Source organism: Micromonospora sp. NPDC005174 (assembly GCF_040608495.1).
GTDB lineage: Bacteria > Actinomycetota > Actinomycetes > Mycobacteriales > Micromonosporaceae > Micromonospora.
On the sequence record NZ_JBEXIJ010000012.1, the window covers coordinates 63192 to 80935 of the forward strand.

Annotated in this window: 18 protein-coding genes; 11 read left to right on the forward strand and 7 right to left on the reverse strand. The window is 71.6% G+C overall.

What is annotated here, in order from left to right; all coding sequences use genetic code 11:
• Positions 1–15 precede the first annotated feature (15 nt).
• From ABZU91_RS15780 to ABZU91_RS15790, 3 genes are all read right to left on the reverse strand, one after another.
• On the reverse strand, positions 16–984 hold the full coding sequence (locus ABZU91_RS15780) for an acetyltransferase (protein WP_355240007.1): 969 nt from the start codon (positions 982–984) through the stop codon (positions 16–18).
• Between the two features lie 156 nt (positions 985–1140).
• Positions 1141–2340 (reverse strand): low temperature requirement protein A, encoded by a 1200-nt coding sequence (locus ABZU91_RS15785; protein ID WP_355240010.1) that lies wholly within the window; start codon positions 2338–2340, stop codon positions 1141–1143.
• Positions 2341–2393: 53 nt separating this feature from the next.
• On the reverse strand, positions 2394–3302 hold the full coding sequence (locus tag ABZU91_RS15790) for an NAD(P)-dependent oxidoreductase (RefSeq protein WP_355240013.1): 909 nt from the start codon (positions 3300–3302) through the stop codon (positions 2394–2396).
• A gap of 119 nt (positions 3303–3421) precedes the next feature.
• Between ABZU91_RS15790 and ABZU91_RS15795 the strand changes: the two genes are divergently transcribed.
• The 3 genes from ABZU91_RS15795 (at position 3422) to ABZU91_RS15805 (ending at position 5800) form a co-directional block, all read left to right on the forward strand.
• The gene (locus ABZU91_RS15795) at positions 3422–3832 is read left to right on the forward strand and encodes a VOC family protein (protein WP_355240016.1); all 411 of its coding nucleotides are present in this window, start codon (positions 3422–3424) and stop codon (positions 3830–3832) included.
• 105 nt (positions 3833–3937) lie between these two features.
• Positions 3938–4357 (forward strand): PPOX class F420-dependent oxidoreductase, encoded by a 420-nt coding sequence (locus ABZU91_RS15800; protein ID WP_355240019.1) that lies wholly within the window; start codon positions 3938–3940, stop codon positions 4355–4357.
• A 117-nt stretch (positions 4358–4474) separates the two neighbouring features.
• Positions 4475–5800 carry a glycoside hydrolase family 18 protein gene (locus tag ABZU91_RS15805; protein ID WP_355240022.1) on the forward strand — a complete coding sequence of 442 codons (1326 nt, stop codon included), beginning with the start codon at positions 4475–4477 and terminating at the stop codon, positions 5798–5800.
• A 95-nt stretch (positions 5801–5895) separates the two neighbouring features.
• On the opposite strand, the gene ABZU91_RS15810 is transcribed toward ABZU91_RS15805, so the two are convergent.
• Positions 5896–6255 carry a hypothetical protein gene (locus tag ABZU91_RS15810; protein ID WP_355240025.1) on the reverse strand — a complete coding sequence of 120 codons (360 nt, stop codon included), beginning with the start codon at positions 6253–6255 and terminating at the stop codon, positions 5896–5898.
• Positions 6256–6423: 168 nt separating this feature from the next.
• Here ABZU91_RS15810 and ABZU91_RS15815 point away from each other — a divergent pair, with 168 nt between their 5' ends.
• Positions 6424–9225 (forward strand): M14 family zinc carboxypeptidase, encoded by a 2802-nt coding sequence (locus ABZU91_RS15815; protein WP_355240028.1) that lies wholly within the window; start codon positions 6424–6426, stop codon positions 9223–9225.
• Positions 9226–9295: 70 nt separating this feature from the next.
• On the opposite strand, the gene ABZU91_RS15820 is transcribed toward ABZU91_RS15815, so the two are convergent.
• Together ABZU91_RS15820 and ABZU91_RS15825 are read right to left on the reverse strand one after the other, a co-directional pair.
• Positions 9296–9487, reverse strand: a complete 192-nt coding sequence (locus ABZU91_RS15820; protein ID WP_355240031.1) for a DUF397 domain-containing protein — start codon at positions 9485–9487, stop codon at positions 9296–9298.
• The gene (locus ABZU91_RS15825) at positions 9478–10278 is read right to left on the reverse strand and encodes a helix-turn-helix transcriptional regulator (protein ID WP_355240034.1); all 801 of its coding nucleotides are present in this window, start codon (positions 10276–10278) and stop codon (positions 9478–9480) included. The genes ABZU91_RS15820 and ABZU91_RS15825 overlap by 10 nt, the downstream gene beginning before the upstream one ends.
• Before the next feature lie 237 nt (positions 10279–10515).
• Between ABZU91_RS15825 and ABZU91_RS15830 the strand changes: the two genes are divergently transcribed.
• Together ABZU91_RS15830 and ABZU91_RS15835 are read left to right on the forward strand one after the other, a co-directional pair.
• Positions 10516–10971 carry a hypothetical protein gene (locus ABZU91_RS15830; protein ID WP_355240037.1) on the forward strand — a complete coding sequence of 152 codons (456 nt, stop codon included), beginning with the start codon at positions 10516–10518 and terminating at the stop codon, positions 10969–10971.
• A 648-nt stretch (positions 10972–11619) separates the two neighbouring features.
• Positions 11620–12600, forward strand: coding sequence for a hypothetical protein (locus tag ABZU91_RS15835; RefSeq protein ID WP_355240040.1), 981 nt, complete (start codon positions 11620–11622; stop codon positions 12598–12600).
• Positions 12601–12603: 3 nt separating this feature from the next.
• On the opposite strand, the gene ABZU91_RS15840 is transcribed toward ABZU91_RS15835, so the two are convergent.
• Entirely contained in the window at positions 12604–13404 is an 801-nt protein-coding gene (locus ABZU91_RS15840) for an SAM-dependent methyltransferase (RefSeq protein ID WP_355240043.1), read from the reverse strand.
• 256 nt (positions 13405–13660) lie between these two features.
• Here ABZU91_RS15840 and ABZU91_RS15845 point away from each other — a divergent pair, with 256 nt between their 5' ends.
• The 5 genes from ABZU91_RS15845 to ABZU91_RS15865 all read left to right on the forward strand — a co-directional run bounded on the left by ABZU91_RS15845 (position 13661) and on the right by ABZU91_RS15865 (position 17729).
• Positions 13661–14575, forward strand: a complete 915-nt coding sequence (locus ABZU91_RS15845) for an ABC transporter ATP-binding protein (RefSeq protein WP_355240046.1) — start codon at positions 13661–13663, stop codon at positions 14573–14575.
• A 1-nt stretch (position 14576) separates the two neighbouring features.
• Positions 14577–15308 (forward strand): ABC transporter permease, encoded by a 732-nt coding sequence (locus ABZU91_RS15850; protein WP_355240049.1) that lies wholly within the window; start codon positions 14577–14579, stop codon positions 15306–15308.
• A 20-nt stretch (positions 15309–15328) separates the two neighbouring features.
• Positions 15329–16474: a sensor histidine kinase gene (locus tag ABZU91_RS15855; protein WP_355240052.1), complete on the forward strand. Its 1146-nt coding sequence runs from the start codon at positions 15329–15331 to the stop codon at positions 16472–16474.
• Entirely contained in the window at positions 16471–17076 is a 606-nt protein-coding gene (locus tag ABZU91_RS15860; RefSeq protein ID WP_355240055.1) for a response regulator transcription factor, read from the forward strand. Before ABZU91_RS15855 ends, ABZU91_RS15860 begins: the two co-directional genes overlap by 4 nt.
• A 71-nt stretch (positions 17077–17147) precedes the next feature.
• Positions 17148–17729, forward strand: coding sequence for a dihydrofolate reductase family protein (locus ABZU91_RS15865; RefSeq protein ID WP_355240058.1), 582 nt, complete (start codon positions 17148–17150; stop codon positions 17727–17729).
• Positions 17730–17744: the final 15 nt, after the last annotated feature.

A 17744-nucleotide genomic window follows, 5' to 3' on the forward strand; every position in this document is an offset into this window, starting at 1 on the left:
GCGCACCCGAAGCGACTACACCGTCTCCGCCAGCGGAGCGCTGTCGACCGGCGGAGCGCTGTCGACCGGCGGAGCGCCGTCGACCGAACGGGCCGCCTCGTTCGGCGGCGCGAACAGCACGCGGGCGCGCAGCTGCCGGAAGCCGGTCCGTTCCAGCTCGGCGAGCACCGCGACGCGGTAAGCGTCCACGTCGGCGATGACCTCTCGGGCGCCTCCGGCGGCGAGTACCCGGACCGCCTCGGCCAGCAGCTCACCGCGCGCCGCGTCGTCGAGCAGGCCGAGGTAGGCAAGGAGTGGATAACAGGCGTCGCCGGCCGTGCCGACCAGGCCCACCGGCCGTCCGTCCGCCACGCCGACGCGCCAGTCGTCGGTGGACTCCCCCAACCAGGCCAGCGGATCGGTGGCCAGGTCGACGCCGCTGACGGCGCGCGCGATCTCCGCGCCGGTCAGGACGTCCGGCTCGGCGACCCGGGCGACCAGGGTGTTGATCTCGGCCACGTCGACGGGTGGACGGAACGTGTAGCGGCCGGAGGTCGTCGGCAGGGGCGTACCCGTCCACGAGCAGCGCAGCCGCTCACCCACCTCGACCAGGCCGGCGAGCCGGGCTGCCTCCATCGGCGCGGTGACCACGGCCAGCACCTCGGGGCGACGTCGCCAGTGCGCGGGCAGGGCCGCGTAGTACCGACCGGGACCTCCCAGCGCCTCGTGGGCGGTGCGCAGCAGCGCGGCCCCCACCTCCGGCTCGGCGGCCAGGTCGAACCGCTCCAGCCACGCAGCGCCCACCGCGCCGGGTGGGAGGAGCCAGGCCGCCCGGCCGACGACCCGGCCGCCGCGCAGGGCGACCCAGGTGGTCTCGGGTCGGTAGCCACCGCCGGCGATGCCGTCGGCGTACGGGATCTGCCGCAGTTGAGGCAGCGGATCGGTCATGGAGTCGAACAGGTTTTCCTCGCCCGCGACGAGCGGGCGGATGACCAGACTGGTCATGGCGGACCTCCGGGAAGCGCGCGCCCCGGCTCAGATCCGCGTGGACGCCGGTACGCGGAGGGGGCGCAGAACATCGGACATTGTTCTGACCTCCTCTCGGCTTGACGGCGTGCAGCCACCCTACTTGAGGCGTTCTCGGCGTTCAACGCCCCCGCGTCACAGTGTCGGGTTGGTCTGCGCGCCGCGCTGGTGGGCGTGCCCGTCGGCGACGGCGATCCCGGCCAGGATCAGCGCCGCCAGGCCGGTCACGGCGACCGGCGGGAGCAGGACGCTGGGCAGCGCCGCCACCGCCATGACCAGCGCGCCGATGAACAACATCTGGCAGCGCGGCGCGGACTGGTACCGGCGCTCCAGGTAGCTGCGGCCGATCAGGAACAGCACCGGACCACCGAAGATGATGGCCGCCAGAGCCCAGTCGATGGGCGGGTGCGGGTCCTCGATGACCTGCCCGAAACCGACGGCGGTGCAGATGATGCCACCGACGATGAGCAGCAGGCTGTAGCTCGCCAGCCGGGAGAGTTGCAGGCCCTCCCCGGCGGGGCTGCCGCTGGCCTGCCTGCCCGGCCCCACGTGGTAGAAGTAGAGCCGCCAGAACGAGACCGTGGAGACGAACGCGGCCACGAGGACGATGGTCCGCTCGGCCGAGAAACCCGGGAAGCTGACGGCGGCGCCGGCTTCGAGCACCACCTCGGCCAGCGCGATCATGAAGAACTGGTTGTACCGCTCCGCGAGGTGCACCTCGGACACCGAGACCAGGCTGGCGATCGGCGCACGGCCGATCCGCGGCACCGGCCAGTTGGTGCCCGCGCCGACGAGTTCGATGGCGAGCGCGAGCGTCCAGAAGACGCCGCGGCCGAGGCCGCCGTCGAGGCCGCCACCGATCCAGAGCACGCCGGAGACCGTGTGCCAGGCCAGCACCCGGTACGAGAACACCTGCGCCGGATCACCCCGTAGGGCGAACACCAGGTAGAGCGATCTGCCGAGCTGGATGACGACGTACGTGCAGGCGAAGATCGTGCCGCGCTGGCCGAACGCCTGTGGCAGCGACACCGCCAGCACCAGCGTGCCGAACATCGTGGCGAGCAGGAGGACCTGGAGGTCCACGCGGCGAGGGTCGTAGGTGCTGGCCAGCAACGCGTTCAACGACCAGATCATCCACATCGCGGTGAAGAACAGCAGCGTCTGCCCCGCCTCGGACAGCAGCGTGTGCCGGACGATGGTCAGGTCGTCCGCGACCCGCCCGGCGAGACGGGCGAGCGCGAAGACATAGACGATGTCGAACAGCAGCTCCAGGACGGTCGCCGATCGCGGACTCGTGCTGTCGGCCAGCCCGCGCATCCAGGTGCGCGTCAACATGGCCGCACCCCCTCGTACCGGTTAAGGGAACTTTATCCCGGTACGCGCGGTCGTCATGCCGGATCGCCCACGGTGGGCTCGACGTGGTCGCGCCACGAGTGCCGGGGCTCGTAGCCCAGGACCCGCCGTGCCTTGTCGATGCTGAGCAGGGTCTCGTGCTCGCCGAGCTCCCGGCGGATCTCGACACCCGGGTAGACCTCGGCCAGCAGGCTGGCGCTCGACCGGGACATGACCGTGTCGGCGTTGGCGATGATGAAGACGTCCGCGCCCGGCCGGTCGTACGCGAGCGCCCGCTCGACCGCCTGGGCACCGTCGCGGGAGTCGATGTAACCCCACAGGTTCCACCGCCGGGCTCGCGGGTCGGCGTCGAACGACGGGAACGGCGCGTAGTCCTCGACGTCCATCACGTTGGAGAACCGCAGACCCACCATGACCAGCTCCGGGTCCCAGCGGCAGAAGTGCCGCGCCATCTCCTCCTCCAGAGCCTTGTTCAGCGAGTACGTCGACTCGGGCCGAGGCGCGTACTCCTCGTCGACAGGCGCGTACGGCGGCGGGGTGTCGAACGGGAGCCCGAGCACGGTCTCGCTGGACGCCCACACCACCCGCCTGATGCCGGCGGCCCGCGCGGCGGCGAAGACGTTGTACGTCGCGGCGGAGTTGTTCGCGAACGTGGCCGCGTTCGACATCAGCCCGGGCGCCGGGACGGCGGCCAGGTGCACGATCGCCTCGACGCCCCCGGCGTGCTCGTCGGCGCCCCCGGTGAACGCCTCGACGACCTGCCCGTAGTCGGTCAGGTCGACGAGGAGGAACTCCCCGTCGACGTCACGGGGGTCACGGCCGCCGACGCGGTCCACGGCCAGCACGTCGACGCCGACGCCGCGAAGGTGGGCGACCACGGCGCGGCCGAGCTTGCCGGTGGCGCCGGTGACGACGACACGTCCGGGGAGTACGGGATCGGTCATGAACCCATCCTCGCCGGCCCGTTCCGGCGGCCCGCACGCGGGTGCGTACCGGCGGCCACCCGCCGCATCGATCAGGAATCGAGAAGTCACCGCTGGCGGCCCTACCTAGCATGACCAGCATGGACATCACCATTCACACGACAGTTCTCCCGCACGTCGACCCGGACGCCTCGGTGGCCTTCTACCGCGACGTCCTCGGCTTCGAGGTCCGCAGCGACTTCGGTCAGGGCACGATGCGGTGGATCACCGTCGGGCCCGTCGACCAGCCCGGCACGTCCATCCTGCTGGCGCCCCCGGCTGCCGACCCGGGCGTCACCGAGGACGAGCGGCGCACGATCACCGAGATGATGGCCAAGGGCACCTACGGGTGGATCCTGCTGGCGACCCGGGACCTGGACGGCACCTTCGAGAAGGTGCAGTCCGGTGACGTCGAGGTGGTCCAGGAGCCGACCGAGCAGCCGTACGGCATGCGGGACTGCGCCTTCCGCGATCCGGCCGGCAACATGGTCCGGATCCAGGAGCTGCGCTGAGTCCTCGCCGTACCTCGCCTCGCCGAACTGGTCGGCATGTCGCCCGGCTGCCGCCTGCCGGTGCGTACGGTGCAGGGGTAACCGTTCCACGCGAGGAGGAGACCCATGTCCAAGCCACCGCTTCCCGAGGCCGCGGTCGAGATGCTCCAGAAGCCGAACCCGGCTGTCATCACCACGCTTCGCAATGGTGGTCAGCCGGTGTCCGCCGCGACCTGGTACCTGTGGGAGGACGGCCGGATCCTGGTGAACATGGACGAGAGTCGCCGCCGCCTGGAGCACGTCCGCAACGACCCCCGGGTCTCCCTCACCGTGCTGGACGAGGCCGGGTGGTACACCCACGTGAGCATCATCGGCCACGTGGCCGAGCTGCGCCCCGACCCGGATTTCACGGACATCGACCGGCTGTCGAGGCACTACACGGGTAACGCCTACCCGCGTCGGGAGCGCGGTCGGGTGAGCGCCCTGATCGAGATCGACCGTTGGCACGGCTGGGGGTCGATGAAGGACAACAGCCAGGTCGGCTGACCGACAGAGGTGGCGGTGGCGGAGGGGCGGCTCTTGACCGCAGAGCGTGATCGGCTTAACTTCATCAATCAGATAAGTGTCTTTACTAATTCTGTTTGATCCCTCGTGGGAGTGCCGATGCGTCAACTGCGTCACCGCCGCCTCACCGCCGTCGTCGCCCTGGCGACCCTACTGATCACCGCTGCCCCGCCCGCTGCCGCGAGCGCCAGCGCCAAGCCCGAGCGCCAGCCCGGCTACCACCGGGTCGGCTACTTCACCCAGTGGGGCATCTACGGCCGGGCGTTCCCGGTCAAGAAGCTCGACACCTCCGGGGCCGCGAGCCGCCTCACCCACGTCAACTACGCCTTCGGCAACATCAGCGAGGACGGCCGCTGCTATCTGGACGGCGGGCCGGGCGAGGGCGACGCCTGGGCCGACTACCAGCGACCGGTACCCGCCGAGGAGAGCGTCGACGGCGTCGCCGACGCGCCCGGCCAGGCGCTCAACGGCAACTTCCACCAGCTCGCCAAGTTGAAGGCCAAGCATCCCCAGCTCAAGGTGTTGATCTCGCTGGGTGGGTGGAGCTGGTCGACGTACTTCTCCAACGCCGCCCGCACCGACGCGTCCCGCAAGGCGTTCGTCGCCTCCTGCATCGACCTGTACCTCAAGGGCAACCTCCCGGGCGCGCCGGGTGCCGGGGCGGGCGTCTTCGACGGCGTCGACCTCGACTGGGAGTGGCCGAACTGGGACGGTGAACCCGGCAACGTCATCCGCCCCGAGGACCGGGGGAACTTCACCAGGCTGCTCGCCGAGTTCCGCCGGCAGCTCGACGCGTACGGCCGCACCACCCGCTCGCACCACCCGCTGACGGCCTTCCTGCCGGCCAACCCGGCCACGATGGACGCCGGCTACGAGGGCCGCAAGATCTTCAAGTACCTGGACTTCGCCACCGTGCAGGGGTACGACTTCCACGGCGGCTGGGAGGCCCGCGCCAACCAGCAGTCGGCGCTGCGCGTACCGGCGGGCTCGCCCGACAACCCGGACTTCTCCGTCGAGGTGGCTGTCGACGGGTGGATCGCCCGCGGCGCGCCACGCGCCAAGCTGGTCCTGGGCATCCCCTACTACGGTCGCGGCTGGACCGGCGTCACCGGCGGCGGCAACGGCCTGTTCCAGCCGGCCGCCGGGCCCGCGCCGGCGACCTTCGAGGCCGGGTACGAGGACTACAAGAACCTCAAGAACCTGGCCGGCAACGGCTACACCGTGCACCGCGACCTGCGCGCCGGGCACGCCTGGCTCTTCGACGGTACGACCCTCTGGACGTACGACGACCCGGCGGTCGTGTTGCAGAAGACGCTCTACATCCGGCGGGCCGGTCTGGGTGGGGCGATGATCTGGTCGCTCGACGGAGACGACGACAACGCCACCCTGACCAGAACTATCGGCCTGGGCCTGACCACCTGGTAGGTGCCCGAAGCGCGGCTCCCTTGATCACTTGATGACCAGCAGTTGCCAGTACCGGTTTCCGAACTGCTCCTCATCAGGTGATCAGGGGGTCGGCCCTACTCCGGGGCCACCGCGCGCACCGCGGCCTCGATGAGCGCCGTCACCTGGTCCATGTCCCGCGCCCGGCGGACGTCCAACTCGGCCGACGATCCGCCGGGCAGAACGAGGTGCACCGTCACGTCCTCGCGGCGGTGGGTCAACCAACTGGCGACCGCTTGGACCAGCACCATGACAGTGCCGGCGTCGCCGATCGCCACCCGCAGCACGTCCGCGCCGCCCTCGGGCACTTCCTCCGGTGGTGTCAGGGTCACCCCGTCGCGCAGCCGGTCGTCGGCGCGCAGCCAGGACGCCAGCGAGCGCCGGACATCGGCAGACGGAAGATCCGGACGAACCGCGATGGTGATCGTCTCCGGCACGTTCTGCTCCCTCCAGGACGACGCTGAGTCACACCACCATCCTGCCAGCCGGTCCCGGACCCGGCATCCCACGCACTCACGGAAGTCGATCGGACCTTGACCGTCGTGTCGGCCCGTCCATAGGCTCCGGCCACTGCGAGGCTTTCCCCCAAGAAGGGAACCCGAGACATGACCCCATCGTCGCGTCCGTTCTGGACGGTCCCTCCGAAGCGGCTGGCGGGTGCCGCCGCCATAGCGCTCCTGCTCGGCACGACTCCCCTGCTGGGCGGCACGCCACCCGCGAGCGCCGCCCCGCCGTCGACGTGCAGCAGTGACCCGACGGCACGGCTGGGTACCGTCCCGACCCCGGAGGCGACGCTCGGCTTCCCCCTCGGCCTCGGCCAGGAACGGGTCGTGACCAACGACGAGGTCCGCACCTACCTGGGGGCTGTCGACAGCGCCTCCGACCGGGTCGTCACCGGGGTGCTGGCCACCAGCGTGCTCGGGCAGCCCCTGCCGTACGCGGTGGTGTCCAACGAGCGCAACGTACGCCCGTCCGCGCTGCGCAGGATCGCCGACGACGTACGCGACCTGCGTGACCCACGCCGGACGAGCGCGCGCACGGCGGCCCGTACGGCGAAGGACGGCCCGGCCATCGTCTGGATCGCCGCGAACGTGCACGGCGGCGAGAAGAGCGGCACCGACGCGGCCCTCAAGACGCTGTACGAGCTGGCCGCCGGCCTGTCCTGCGAGGTCGCCCGGCGCAACGACAACCTGGTCACCGTCATCGTGCCGACCCAGAATCCGGACGGCCGCGACGCCAGCCGGCGGCAGAACGAGTTCGGCTTCGACATGAACCGGGACTGGTTCGCCCGCACCCAGCAGGAGACCGACGGCAAGCTCGAACTGCTGCGCCGCTATCCGCCGCAGGTGTTCGTCGACGCGCACGAGATGGGCGGCCGGCAGTACTTCTTCCCGCCCAACGCCGACCCGATCCACCACGAGATCGCCGGCGAGGCGGTGGACTGGATCAACCGGATCGGCGAGGCCAACAAGGCCGGCTTCGGCTACAACGGCGCCTGCGACGACACCGTCACCACCGAGTGCTACTTCAACTACGACACGTACGACATGTTCTTCATGGGCTACGGCGACACCGTGCCGACCACCGGCTTCGGTGCGGCGGGCATGACGTACGAGAAGGGCAGCGCGTCGGCCGTGGCCGACCGGGTGCAGCAGCAGTTCCACACCCAGTGGTCGACGCTCGGGTGGGCCGCCGCCAACAAGCGTGCGGTGTTGGACGGCTACTTCGACATCTGGACCGACGCGCTCGCCCAGGGCCGCGCGGGCACGCTGGAGCCGAACGAGGTGGTGCAGCCCACCAACGAGGTCCAGTTCCCGGTACCCGACGTGACGATCCGCTCGTACTTCCTGCTGCCCGACCGGCAGCTCGCCGACGTCCGCCGGCTCGTCGAGCGGCTGCGCCGCATGGACGTCGAGGTGTACGAGGTGCAGAAGCCCACCCGCGTGCCCACCGCCCGCGTCTTCGGAGGCCGCAGCGCCACAGACGTCACGGTGCCCAGGGGCGCGTACTGGATCCCGATGGACCAGCCGCAGAAGCACTGGATTCAGGCGATCATGGGCGAGGACCCGTACGTCCCGTTCCCGTACTTCTACGACGTGTCGTCCTGGAGCAACCCGCTGCTGATGGGCGTGTCCACCATCTACACGGGCGACAACGTCCGCCCGAAGGCCCAGCTCGTCCGGGGGATCGCCGGCGGCCGGAGCGGGCTGGCCTGGCCGTGGGGCTCCTACACGTACCCGCTGGATTCGGCCGCCGCCGCGGAGTTCACCTTCACCCTGCTCGGCCGGGGTGTGCCGGTCGTGCGTGACCTCGACACCGGCCGCGTCGCGATCCCGGCACGCAGCCTGAGCCGCACGGTCGACGACCTGGCCCGGTCACTCGGCGTCACCCTGACCCCGGGTGGGCGGGTCACCGGCACCCCACTCGACCTGCCCGACGTCGGACTGTTCCAGGGCACCGGCATCTCCACCACCTCCGGCTCGCACGGCGAGGCCCGTTACGTGCTCGGCAAGCGGTGGGGGCTCGACCTGAAGCCGGTCACCACGGCCGACATCAACGACAACACCGAGGCGTTCACCGGGCGTACCGTGCTGCTGGTCCCCGACGGCAGCAACGCCACCGGCGGCCTGACCGCCACCGGACAGGCCAACCTGCGCGACTGGATCGCCCAGGGCCACACCTACGTCGGGCTGCGCAACGAGGGCACCCGGCTGGCCCGCGCCGCCGGCCTCACCTCCACCACGGAGAAGACCAAACCGGCCGACTACCTGGTGATCGGCTCCCACCTGCGGGTCGACGTCGACACCGACAACCCGGTCGCCCTGGGCCGCCCCGCCGAGGACTTCGAGTTCAACAACAGCGACCCGATCCTCACCCCGAGCAGCACCGGGACGAACGTGCTCACCTACCCGAGCGGCGACACGTTCTGGGCCAACGGCTACACCGTCGGCGCGCACACACTCAAGGGCACGGCCGCCGTCGTCGACGAGCCAACCGGCGCCGGTCGGGCGGTGCTGTTCGCGTTCAATCCACTCTTTCGGGCGTACAACGAAAATGGTCTGCACCTGGTGGCCAACGCGCTGCTCTACCCGCCGGGCGCGCCCGACGCCCGACGCACTCCGGGCACCGACGCGGCGCGCGCCAGCGCCGCCGCCGCGCCGGTGACGGCGGACCTGGGCGGCGGCTGGCGGCCGATCACCATCGAGATCGCGGCGGCCGACCTGCCGCGCGCCCGGGCCGTCGTCGAACGCTTCACCACCGACGCGCGCACGACCGCGATGGACACCTCGGTGTACGTCGTGATCCCCAACCCCCAGGGCCTCCAGGCCGACGAACACCCCTTCACGAACGACCTGGTACGCGCCCTGCGCGCCGCCGGAGTGCCACTACGGTCGGTGGTCGCCTGACCGGTCCCCCGCACAGCCAAGCGCCCGTCCCCGGTGTTCTCCGGGGGCGGGCGCTTCTTGCTTCAGGGGATCACGGCCGACGGGCGACCTCAACGACGAATGCCCGCCACGAGGCCGGCCCGAAGATCAGCGCCGGACCGTCGGGGTCCTTGGAGTCCCGCACACCGACGATGCCCGGCAGATTGTCCGCAACCTCGACACAGTCGCCACCGCCGGAACCACTGCGGGTGGACTTGCGCCACACAGCGCCGTTCAGGTCCATGACGTCACCACTTCCTTCATCAGATCGAGGGACTGGCGGCGGGGTAACGCCTCGTTGCGAACGGTCTCCCACCTAGAGATCAGAGTATCCACGTCGTCGTCACGGTCGATGACTACACCGCCGAGTTGGTTCTCCATCTGTGCGACCCACTTGTGATCCGGCAGACGCGCCAGGCTGAACGGCCCGGTCAGGCCGACGTGCATGCTGACCTCGTCCGGTAGCAGGTGAACGCTGATGTTCGGTCGCTCCGCCAGGGTGGTCAACTGCTTGATCTGTCCCGCCATGATGTCGCGGAAGTCCGCACCGGCGCGGCGGAGCACCGACTCGGCGATGACGGCGATGAACTGCGGGGCATTCGCCCTCGTGAGAACCGCCTGCCGGTCGATCCGGTGCGCCATCCGCTTGTCGACCTCGTCTTCGCTCAACGTGTCATCGCAGCGAATGACCGCGCGGGCGTAGCTCTCCGTCTGGAGTAGGCCCGGGACGAGGCTCGGCTGAAAGCACCTGAGCTGCGTCGCCGTGCGCTCCGCGTCGAGCCACGGCAGAAACCACGACGGAGCGCCGAGTTTCCCCACCATGCGCTCGAACAGGCCGTTGTTCTTGAGGGCACGGTCGGCGCCCTTGATGAAGTCCATCGTCAGCGCTCGCGTCTCGCCCTCGACGGCGCTGACATGCGAGGCGCTGAACCCGGCCCCTCGGCCGAACGCCTCCTGCGTCATCCCGGCGGCCCCTCGGGCGCGGCGGATCTCTCCGACGATGAACGCGGCGAGCGAGTGCGGCAGATCAGCCATTCAGTGCTCCCCAAACCGGAAGATCGATTACCCACGCCACTGCCCGACGTGGAACGTTTCGCCAGCTCAGCCCGAACCGGCGAAGCACCTTCCGAGCGTAGTGGCCTCCACAGCAGAGTGTCACCAGCGGCGCGGCCGGTGGAGGACCCGAGACCCGGCGGACGCGTTCGCATCGGGGCCGCCCTCTGGGCCAGCGCTCACGGGGCGGCCCCTCCCAACGTCAGCCAGGGGAAGACCATGCCCATCGACATGCCACCGCAGGTGCGGTCCGGTGACCTGCTGCACCTGACCCGTGCCGCGAGCCCGCAGTTCGCCCGCCCCATCACCGTCCGGGTGATCCGCGCCCTCACCGACCGGCACACGTACCACGGTTGGTTGTGGATCGACGCCTACCAGCTCGGCCCGAACGGCGACGCCGTCGCCCGCCGCGAGCTGTACCTGATGCCCGCCGGCGCGCGCCGGCTCGCCTCCCCACCAGCGGCACCTCCCCGGCCCGCCGCCCCACGCCGACCCACCGCACCTTCCAGCTCCGCCGCCTCACCGCGCACCGCCCCGCGCCGGACCACGGCCTCACGCTGGTCCCCCGCGCCACCCGTGCCCCCCGCGCCACCCCTGCCCACCGCGGCTCCCGCCTCTGCGCTGCCCCGCCCGGCCACCACCCCATCCCGGTACCACCACGCCGGCGCGTCGTGATGCTCGGTGCCCGGCCGCGCACGGTCCGGTGCGGGTCGGCTGATGTCCCGTCGCGCTCCCGATCATCAACCGGCCCGCCCGACATGGCGCTGCGGCACCTGCGGAATCGCCTGGCCGTGCTCGGCCGCCAAACTCCGCCTCCTGGCGACCTACCGGATCGATCGCCAGGGTCTGCTGGACCACCTGGCGGCACTTCAGTCGGAGGCCGCCGCCCACCTCGCGGCCCTCAATCCCGACAATCCACCCATCAACCTGACCGATCGCTTCACCACCTGGGCCTCCCCCCGCTAACAAACCGTCCACTCCCGCGAATCCGTGCAGATCTTGGACAGTTTCCGTTAGCTGCTAACGGAAACTGTCCAAGATCTGCACGAAGCGCACGCGAGGGCGCAGCGCGAGGGCCGCGCGCGAAGGCCGCGCGAAGGCCGCGCGAAGGCCGCGCCGAGACACGGAGGCCGCGCGGTGGCTGCTCAAGGAAGCAAAGGCCGCGCGGGGGCCGCGCAAGGACGCAAAGGCCGCGCGGGAAGCCAGAGGCCAAGCGGAGGCCCAGAGGCCGAGCGCACGAAGACGCGGCGGCCAGCGGCCAGCGGCCCCGAAGTGTCCAAGATCTGGTGGCTCGATGTTCGTCGGGCGGCAAGGATCGACGGAATGTTGCCCGCCGATGACGCCGACGCATGTGATTGGCTCGCCTTCGAGCAGGCGGGTGTGCTGAGGACGGCGCAGCTTGCCGGCCTGCTCAGCGAGGGGACGGTCCGGGGTCGTATCCGCTCCGGACGCTGGCGGTCGATCTGCCAGGGCATCGTGCTCACTGGCAACGGTCGACTCACCCCTGACCAGCAGCTGTGGGTGGCGGTCCTGGCGTCCGGGCCGGGTGCAGTCCTGGCCGGGGCGACCGCAGCCGCCGAGGCCGGCGTACGGGGACTGCGGCGAGAACCTCTGCACGTGCTGGTGCCGGCCAACCGCCGCGCCGCTCGGACGAGCCTTCGTCGACTGCCGATCGACATGCCCGCGGTGCTGCTCCATCGCACGTCGGTGCTGCCCGACGCGCATCTTCAGCTTGCCCGTCCGCCGCGCACGACGACGGCCCGAGCCCTGGTGGACGCGGCCGGGTGGGCCGGCAGCACGGACGAGGCACAGGGGTTGCTGGCCGCGGGGTGCCAGCAGCGTCGTGTGCTGCCCGAAGAGCTGGCTGCCGTCGTCGACGTCCTGCCTCGGGCGCCTCGCCGGCGGCTGATCCGGCAGACCATCGCGGACATCGCCGGCGGCGCGCAGGCACTCTCCGAGATCAACTTTGTGCGGTTGTGCCGACGGCATCGACTGCCCGCCCCGGACCTGCAACGACACCGGGTCGATGCGGCGGGTCGCAACCGCTGGTTGGACGCGTACTGGCACGAGTGGCGGGTGCAGGTGGAGATCGACGGCGCGCACCACATGGACGCGCGGCAGTGGGCGGCGGACATGCGTCGACAGAACGACGTCTGGACCAGCGGCGACCGTATCCTGCGCTTTCCCGCCTGGCTGGTCCGCGCCCGGCCCGACGAGGTCGCCGACGTCGTGCGCCGGGCGCTTGTCGCGGCCGGCTGGACTCCGACGGGAGCGGCGCGAATGCCGTCGAGACAGGCCCGCTGACGCCTACGGTTTGCGGGCGACGCCGCTGTATCCGGTGCGGGCGACGTCCGCGTCGACGGTGGCGGGCGGCTCGGGGTACGGCCACATGTTGACCAGGCCGGGCGGCTCGAGGACGAAGTCGCCGAAGAACCGGGTGACGTCGGCGTGGCCGCGCGGCACGAACGGGGTGCTCGCGCGGGCGTAGATCGCCGAGATGCGGGCCATCAGGTCGGGGTGCACGTCGGTGCTGGCGTGGGACAGCGCGAGGTAGCTGCCGGGGGCGAGCGCGTCGCGGTAGGTCGTCACGATGCGCTGCGGGGCCTGCTCGTCGGGCACGAGGTGCAGCACGAACATCATGAGGACCGCGACCGGGCTGTCGAAGTCGATGGCGGCGGCGACCTCCGGGTGGCCGAGCACTTCGCCGGGTCGACCCAGGTCGGCCTGCACCACCGACACCGTCGCCGCGTCGGCGAGCAGGGCACGCCCGTGGGCGCAGACCACGGGGTCGTTGTCGACGTAGACGACGCGTACGGCCGGGTCGATGCGGTGGGCGATCTCGTGCACGTTGTCGCGCGTCGGCAGCCCCGATCCGAGGTCCAGGATCTGCCGGACGCCCTTCTCCTCGACGAGGTGGCGGACCGTACGGGCGATCAGGTCGCGGCCCTGCCGAGCCGCCTCGGGCATCCACGGCGCGACCTGCAACACCATCTCGGCGGCGGCCCGGTCGGCGGCGAAGTTGTCCTTGCCGCCGAGGTAGTAGTCGAACATCCGCGCGGCGTTCGGCCTGTCGGTCTGGAGCTTGACCCCGGGCTCGGACTGCGTCATGGCCGACCACCTCTCCCCTGCCGAGCCCGCAGCATAGCGTCCACGATGGCCGGTCACCTTCCCCCGGGCTGGCGCTCGGAACGCGGCCTCGTGCCCCAGAGACATGCGGGATATCAGAGAGGCACGTACCGCATCGGCGTGCCGGGTCCGACTGGACTGGTGACCATGCCGTGGTTCGCACCCGGGACAAATGTCCTGGTCGACCGCGTACCGGTGACTCTGCCCGTGCCCCGCGCGCCTGCCTAGCGTGACAGGCATGGATGACACAGCCGTACGCCTCGACGGCCTCACCCGGCGGTTCGGTCCCGTCCGAGCCGTCGACGGGCTCGACCTGACGATCGCGCGGGGCAGCACCGTCGCCCTGCTCGGCCCCAACGGCGCCGGCAAGAGCACCGCCATCTCGCTCATGCTGGGCCTGGACCGACCCGACAGCGGCACCGTGAGCCTGTTCGGTCGGCCACCGGCCGAGGCGGTCCGGGCGGGACGGGTCGGCGCGATGCTCCAGGACGCCGGCTGGGCGCCGAGCGCGACGGTCCGGGAGGTCGTCGACCTGGCCCGTGCGCTCTATCCGCGAGCGGTGCAGACCGACCGGATACTGGCGCTGGCCGGGCTGACCGAGCGTGCCGGCCGCCGCCTCGACAAACTTTCCGGCGGCGAGCAGCAGCGGGCACGGTTCGCGTTCGCGCTGGCCGGCGACCCGGACCTGCTGGTCCTCGACGAGCCCACCGCCGCGCTGGACGTCGCCGCCCGGCAGGCGTTCTGGGCGGCCATCGACCGGTACACCGCCGACGGACACACCGTCCTGTTCAGCACCCACCACCTGCACGAGGCGGACGAGTTCGCCGACCGGGTCGTGGTGCTCGCCGCGGGGCGGGTCGTCGCCGACGGGCCGCCCGCGCAGATCCGCGCGCTGGCCGGCGGTCGTACCGTCTCCTTCGACGTCGCCGGCGGGCCGCTCGACGGCCTCGACGCGCTCCCCGGGGTCCGATCGGTGCAGGTCCGGGGCGGCCGGGTCGCGCTCACCACCGACGACGCCGACGCCACCGTCCTCGCCCTGGCCGGCACGCGTGGCTTCCAGGGCCTGGAGGTCACCGCCGCCGCCCTGGAGACCGCCTTCCTCACCCTCACCGCGACACCGACGACCCGCACCGCGACACCGACGGAGCACTGACATGCGCGCTTACCTGCGATTCGAACTGCGCCGACTGGCCCGCGACCCGCGGCTGCTGCTGTTCACCGTCCTCACGCCCGTGGTCACGTACCTCATCTTCTCCGGGGTTGGTCTTGACGGCGACCGGCTGGAGGGCGTCGACGCGGCGGTGGCCCTCATGGTCGGTCTTGCCGGCTACGGCGCGGTGGCGGGCGTGCTCTCGGTGGGCACGTCGGTCTCCCAGGAGCGGGCGTCGGGTTGGCTGCGCCAGCTCCGCGTCACCCCGTTGCCCGCCTGGCAGGCGGTGATCGCGAAGGCCCTGGTCTGCACGCTCAGCGGGGTGCCGTCGGTGATCGCCGTCGGCTGCGCCGGACGCATCCAGCACCACGTCGAGCTGGGGGCCGGCCGGTGGGCCGCGCTGCTGCTGCTGATGTGGGTCGGCACGGTGCCGTTCGCGCTGCTCGGGCTCGCCATCGGGTACGGCCTCACCCCGCAGCTCGCCCAGCCGGTCAACTTCCTCGCCTTCCTCGGCCTGTCGGTGCTGGGCGGCCTCCTGGTGCCCGTGGCGTACTTCCCGAGCGTGCTGCGCCACCTGGCCCACGCCCTGCCGACGTACCGGTTCGCGGAACTCGGGTGGCGCTCGGCGGCCGGGCTGACGCCCACCCCGTCCGGGCTCGCCGTGCTCGCCGCGTGGACGCTGGCGTTCACGGCCCTCGCGACGTGGGCGTACCGGCGGTCCACCACCCGCCGGTGACAGCCGATACGGTGTCCACCATGTCGTCCGGTGCGACAGGGTCCGGCGGAACCCGCCGACGAGGCTTGCTGCTCGTCGCCGCGCACACCCTCTGGCTCTGGCTGCTGCTGACGCCGGCCGCCGCGATCGCACGCGGGCAGGTGCATCCCGCACCACCGGCGGCGGTGGGGCTCGTCGTCTTCGCGCTGTTCTACCTGGCCCTGGTGGCCGTACCCGTGGCCGACCTGCCCGTCCGTCCGACAGTGCACCAGGCGGGGCTCGTCGCCTTCGCGCTGCTCGGGATCGGGCTCGCGGTGGCGTACGCCGGTGGGCCGGAGGGCTGGCTCGTCCTCTTCCTGTACGTCGCCACGGCCGGCGCGGTCGCCTTCGTGCGCATGACCTGGGGGTTCGGTTGGGTCGGCGGCTCGGCCGCCGCCGTCCTGGTGATCGGCGTGGCGCACCGGCTGCCGGCCACCGAGACCGCCCAGATGGCGCTGATCACCGTGCTCGGGGGCACGCTGACGTTGGCGTTCGCCCGCACGGCCCGCCTGGTGGAGGAGTTGCGCCGCACCCAGCGTGAGCTGGCCCGCACGGCGGTGGAGCAGGAGCGGCTGCGCTTCGCGCGGGACCTGCACGACCTGCTGGGCCACACGCTGTCCCTGGTCGTGGTCAAGGCCGAGGTGGTACGCCGGCTCGCCCCGACCGATCCACAGCGGGTCGTCGCGGAGGCGACGGACATCGAACGGATCGGTCGTACGGCGCTCGCCGAGGTGCGCGAGGCGGTCACCGGCTACCGGGAACGCAGCTTCGCGCGGGAACTCGACAGCGTCCGTGCGGCCCTGGCCGACGTCGGGATCACCGTCAGCGTCCGGGGCGGCGACCGGCAGCTCGGTGTCGAGGCCGACGACGCGTTCGGTTGGGTGCTGCGCGAAGGGGTGACGAACGTCGTGCGGCACAGCCGGGCGTCGCGCTGCGACATCGAGGTCACCACCGACGCCGACGAGGCGGTGTTGACCATCCGCGACGACGGGGTGGGCGGCCGGCCGCAGCTCGGCAACGGCCTGCGCGGCCTCACCGAGCGGCTGGCGCAGGCCGGGGGGACGCTGCACGTCGGCCCGGCGCACGACGGCGGCCTGCGGGTCACCGCCCGGCTCCCCCACTCCCCCACCGGACGGTGGGCGTCGTGATCCGGCTGCTCCTCGCCGAGGACCAGGGCATGATGCGCGGCGCGCTGGCCCTGCTGTTGAACCTCGAACCCGACATCGAGGTCGTGGCCGAGGCCGCGACCGGGGCGCAGGCCACGAGCGAGGCTCTTCGGGTACGCCCCGACGTGGCGCTGCTGGACATCGAGATGCCCGACGGCAGCGGTCTCGACACCGCTGCCACGCTGCGCGACCAGCTCCCCTCCTGCCGGGTGCTGATCCTCACCACCTTCGGCCGGCCCGGCTACCTGCGACGGGCGATGGAGGCCGGCGCCCACGGCTTCCTCGTCAAGGACGGGCCGGTGCAGGAGCTGGCGGTGGCCGTCCGACGGGTGCTGGCCGGCGAACGGGTGATCGACCCGACGCTGGCCGCCGCCGCCCTCGCGGCCGGCCCGAATCCGCTCACCGACCGGGAGCGGGAGGTGCTGTCCGCCGCCGTGGACGGCGCCACCGTCGCCGACATGGCCGCCGCGCTCCACCTGTCCGAGAGCACCGTGCGCAACTACCTGTCCGCTGCCATCGGCAAGACCGCCACCCGCAACCGCATCGAGGCGGCCCGCACGGCGCGCGCCAACGGCTGGCTCTGAGCAGGTGCTGGCGGCGTTTGCAAGCCCACGACACGCTAACTTGAGGGCATCCCCAGACAGAGGAGAGCCCCGTGGGCACTGTGGTCCTGTACAGCTCGGTGTCGGTGGACGGCTTCGTCGCGGACGAGAAAGACCAGCCCGGCCCGCTGTTCGACTGGTTGTCCAGCGGTGACGTCCCGTTGGACGAGAGCGGCGCGCTGACGGTGTCGCAGGCGTCCTACGACTACATCCGGCCGTACTGGGACCAGATCGGGGTGACAGTCGTCGGCCGTCATGTCTTCGACCTGACCGACGGCTGGGACGGACAACCTCCGAGCGGGATCGCCCACGTGGTCGTCGTGACCCACCGGGGCAGGCCCGACGGCTGGGACCCCGGGGCGCCGTTCCACTTCGTCGACGGCGTCGAGGCAGCCGTGGCGAGGGCGCAGGAGCTCGCGGGTGACCGCATCGTCGAGGTCGCCGCCGGCGACGTCGGCGGCCAGGTGCTCGCCGCCGGCCTGGTCGACGAGGTACGCATGGACGTCGTACCCGTCGTGTTCGGGTCCGGCAAGCGCTACTTCGGATCGGTCGACGCGCAGCACCTGTTGGAGGACCCCGACGTGGTGATCCACGGCAACCGCGTGCTGCACCTGCGCTACCGCGTGCGCCGCTGACCGCCCCGGGCCGCC

Bases quoted from the DNA above. Each gene is read 5' to 3' on its own strand.
- ABZU91_RS15780 (WP_355240007.1), bottom strand. From the start codon at position 984: ATGACCAGTCTGGTCATCCGCCCGCTCGTCGCGGGCGAGGAAAACCTG.
- ABZU91_RS15785 (WP_355240010.1), bottom strand. From the start codon at position 2,340: ATGTTGACGCGCACCTGGATGCGCGGGCTGGCCGACAGCACGAGTCCG.
- ABZU91_RS15790 (WP_355240013.1), bottom strand. From the start codon at position 3,302: ATGACCGATCCCGTACTCCCCGGACGTGTCGTCGTCACCGGCGCCACC.
- ABZU91_RS15795 (WP_355240016.1), top strand. From the start codon at position 3,422: ATGGACATCACCATTCACACGACAGTTCTCCCGCACGTCGACCCGGAC.
- ABZU91_RS15800 (WP_355240019.1), top strand. From the start codon at position 3,938: ATGTCCAAGCCACCGCTTCCCGAGGCCGCGGTCGAGATGCTCCAGAAG.
- ABZU91_RS15805 (WP_355240022.1), top strand. From the start codon at position 4,475: ATGCGTCAACTGCGTCACCGCCGCCTCACCGCCGTCGTCGCCCTGGCG.
- ABZU91_RS15815 (WP_355240028.1), top strand. From the start codon at position 6,424: ATGACCCCATCGTCGCGTCCGTTCTGGACGGTCCCTCCGAAGCGGCTG.
- ABZU91_RS15820 (WP_355240031.1), bottom strand. From the start codon at position 9,487: ATGGACCTGAACGGCGCTGTGTGGCGCAAGTCCACCCGCAGTGGTTCC.
- ABZU91_RS15825 (WP_355240034.1), bottom strand. From the start codon at position 10,278: ATGGCTGATCTGCCGCACTCGCTCGCCGCGTTCATCGTCGGAGAGATC.
- ABZU91_RS15830 (WP_355240037.1), top strand. From the start codon at position 10,516: ATGCCCATCGACATGCCACCGCAGGTGCGGTCCGGTGACCTGCTGCAC.
- ABZU91_RS15835 (WP_355240040.1), top strand. From the start codon at position 11,620: ATGTTGCCCGCCGATGACGCCGACGCATGTGATTGGCTCGCCTTCGAG.
- ABZU91_RS15840 (WP_355240043.1), bottom strand. From the start codon at position 13,404: ATGACGCAGTCCGAGCCCGGGGTCAAGCTCCAGACCGACAGGCCGAAC.
- ABZU91_RS15845 (WP_355240046.1), top strand. From the start codon at position 13,661: ATGGATGACACAGCCGTACGCCTCGACGGCCTCACCCGGCGGTTCGGT.
- ABZU91_RS15850 (WP_355240049.1), top strand. From the start codon at position 14,577: ATGCGCGCTTACCTGCGATTCGAACTGCGCCGACTGGCCCGCGACCCG.
- ABZU91_RS15855 (WP_355240052.1), top strand. From the start codon at position 15,329: ATGTCGTCCGGTGCGACAGGGTCCGGCGGAACCCGCCGACGAGGCTTG.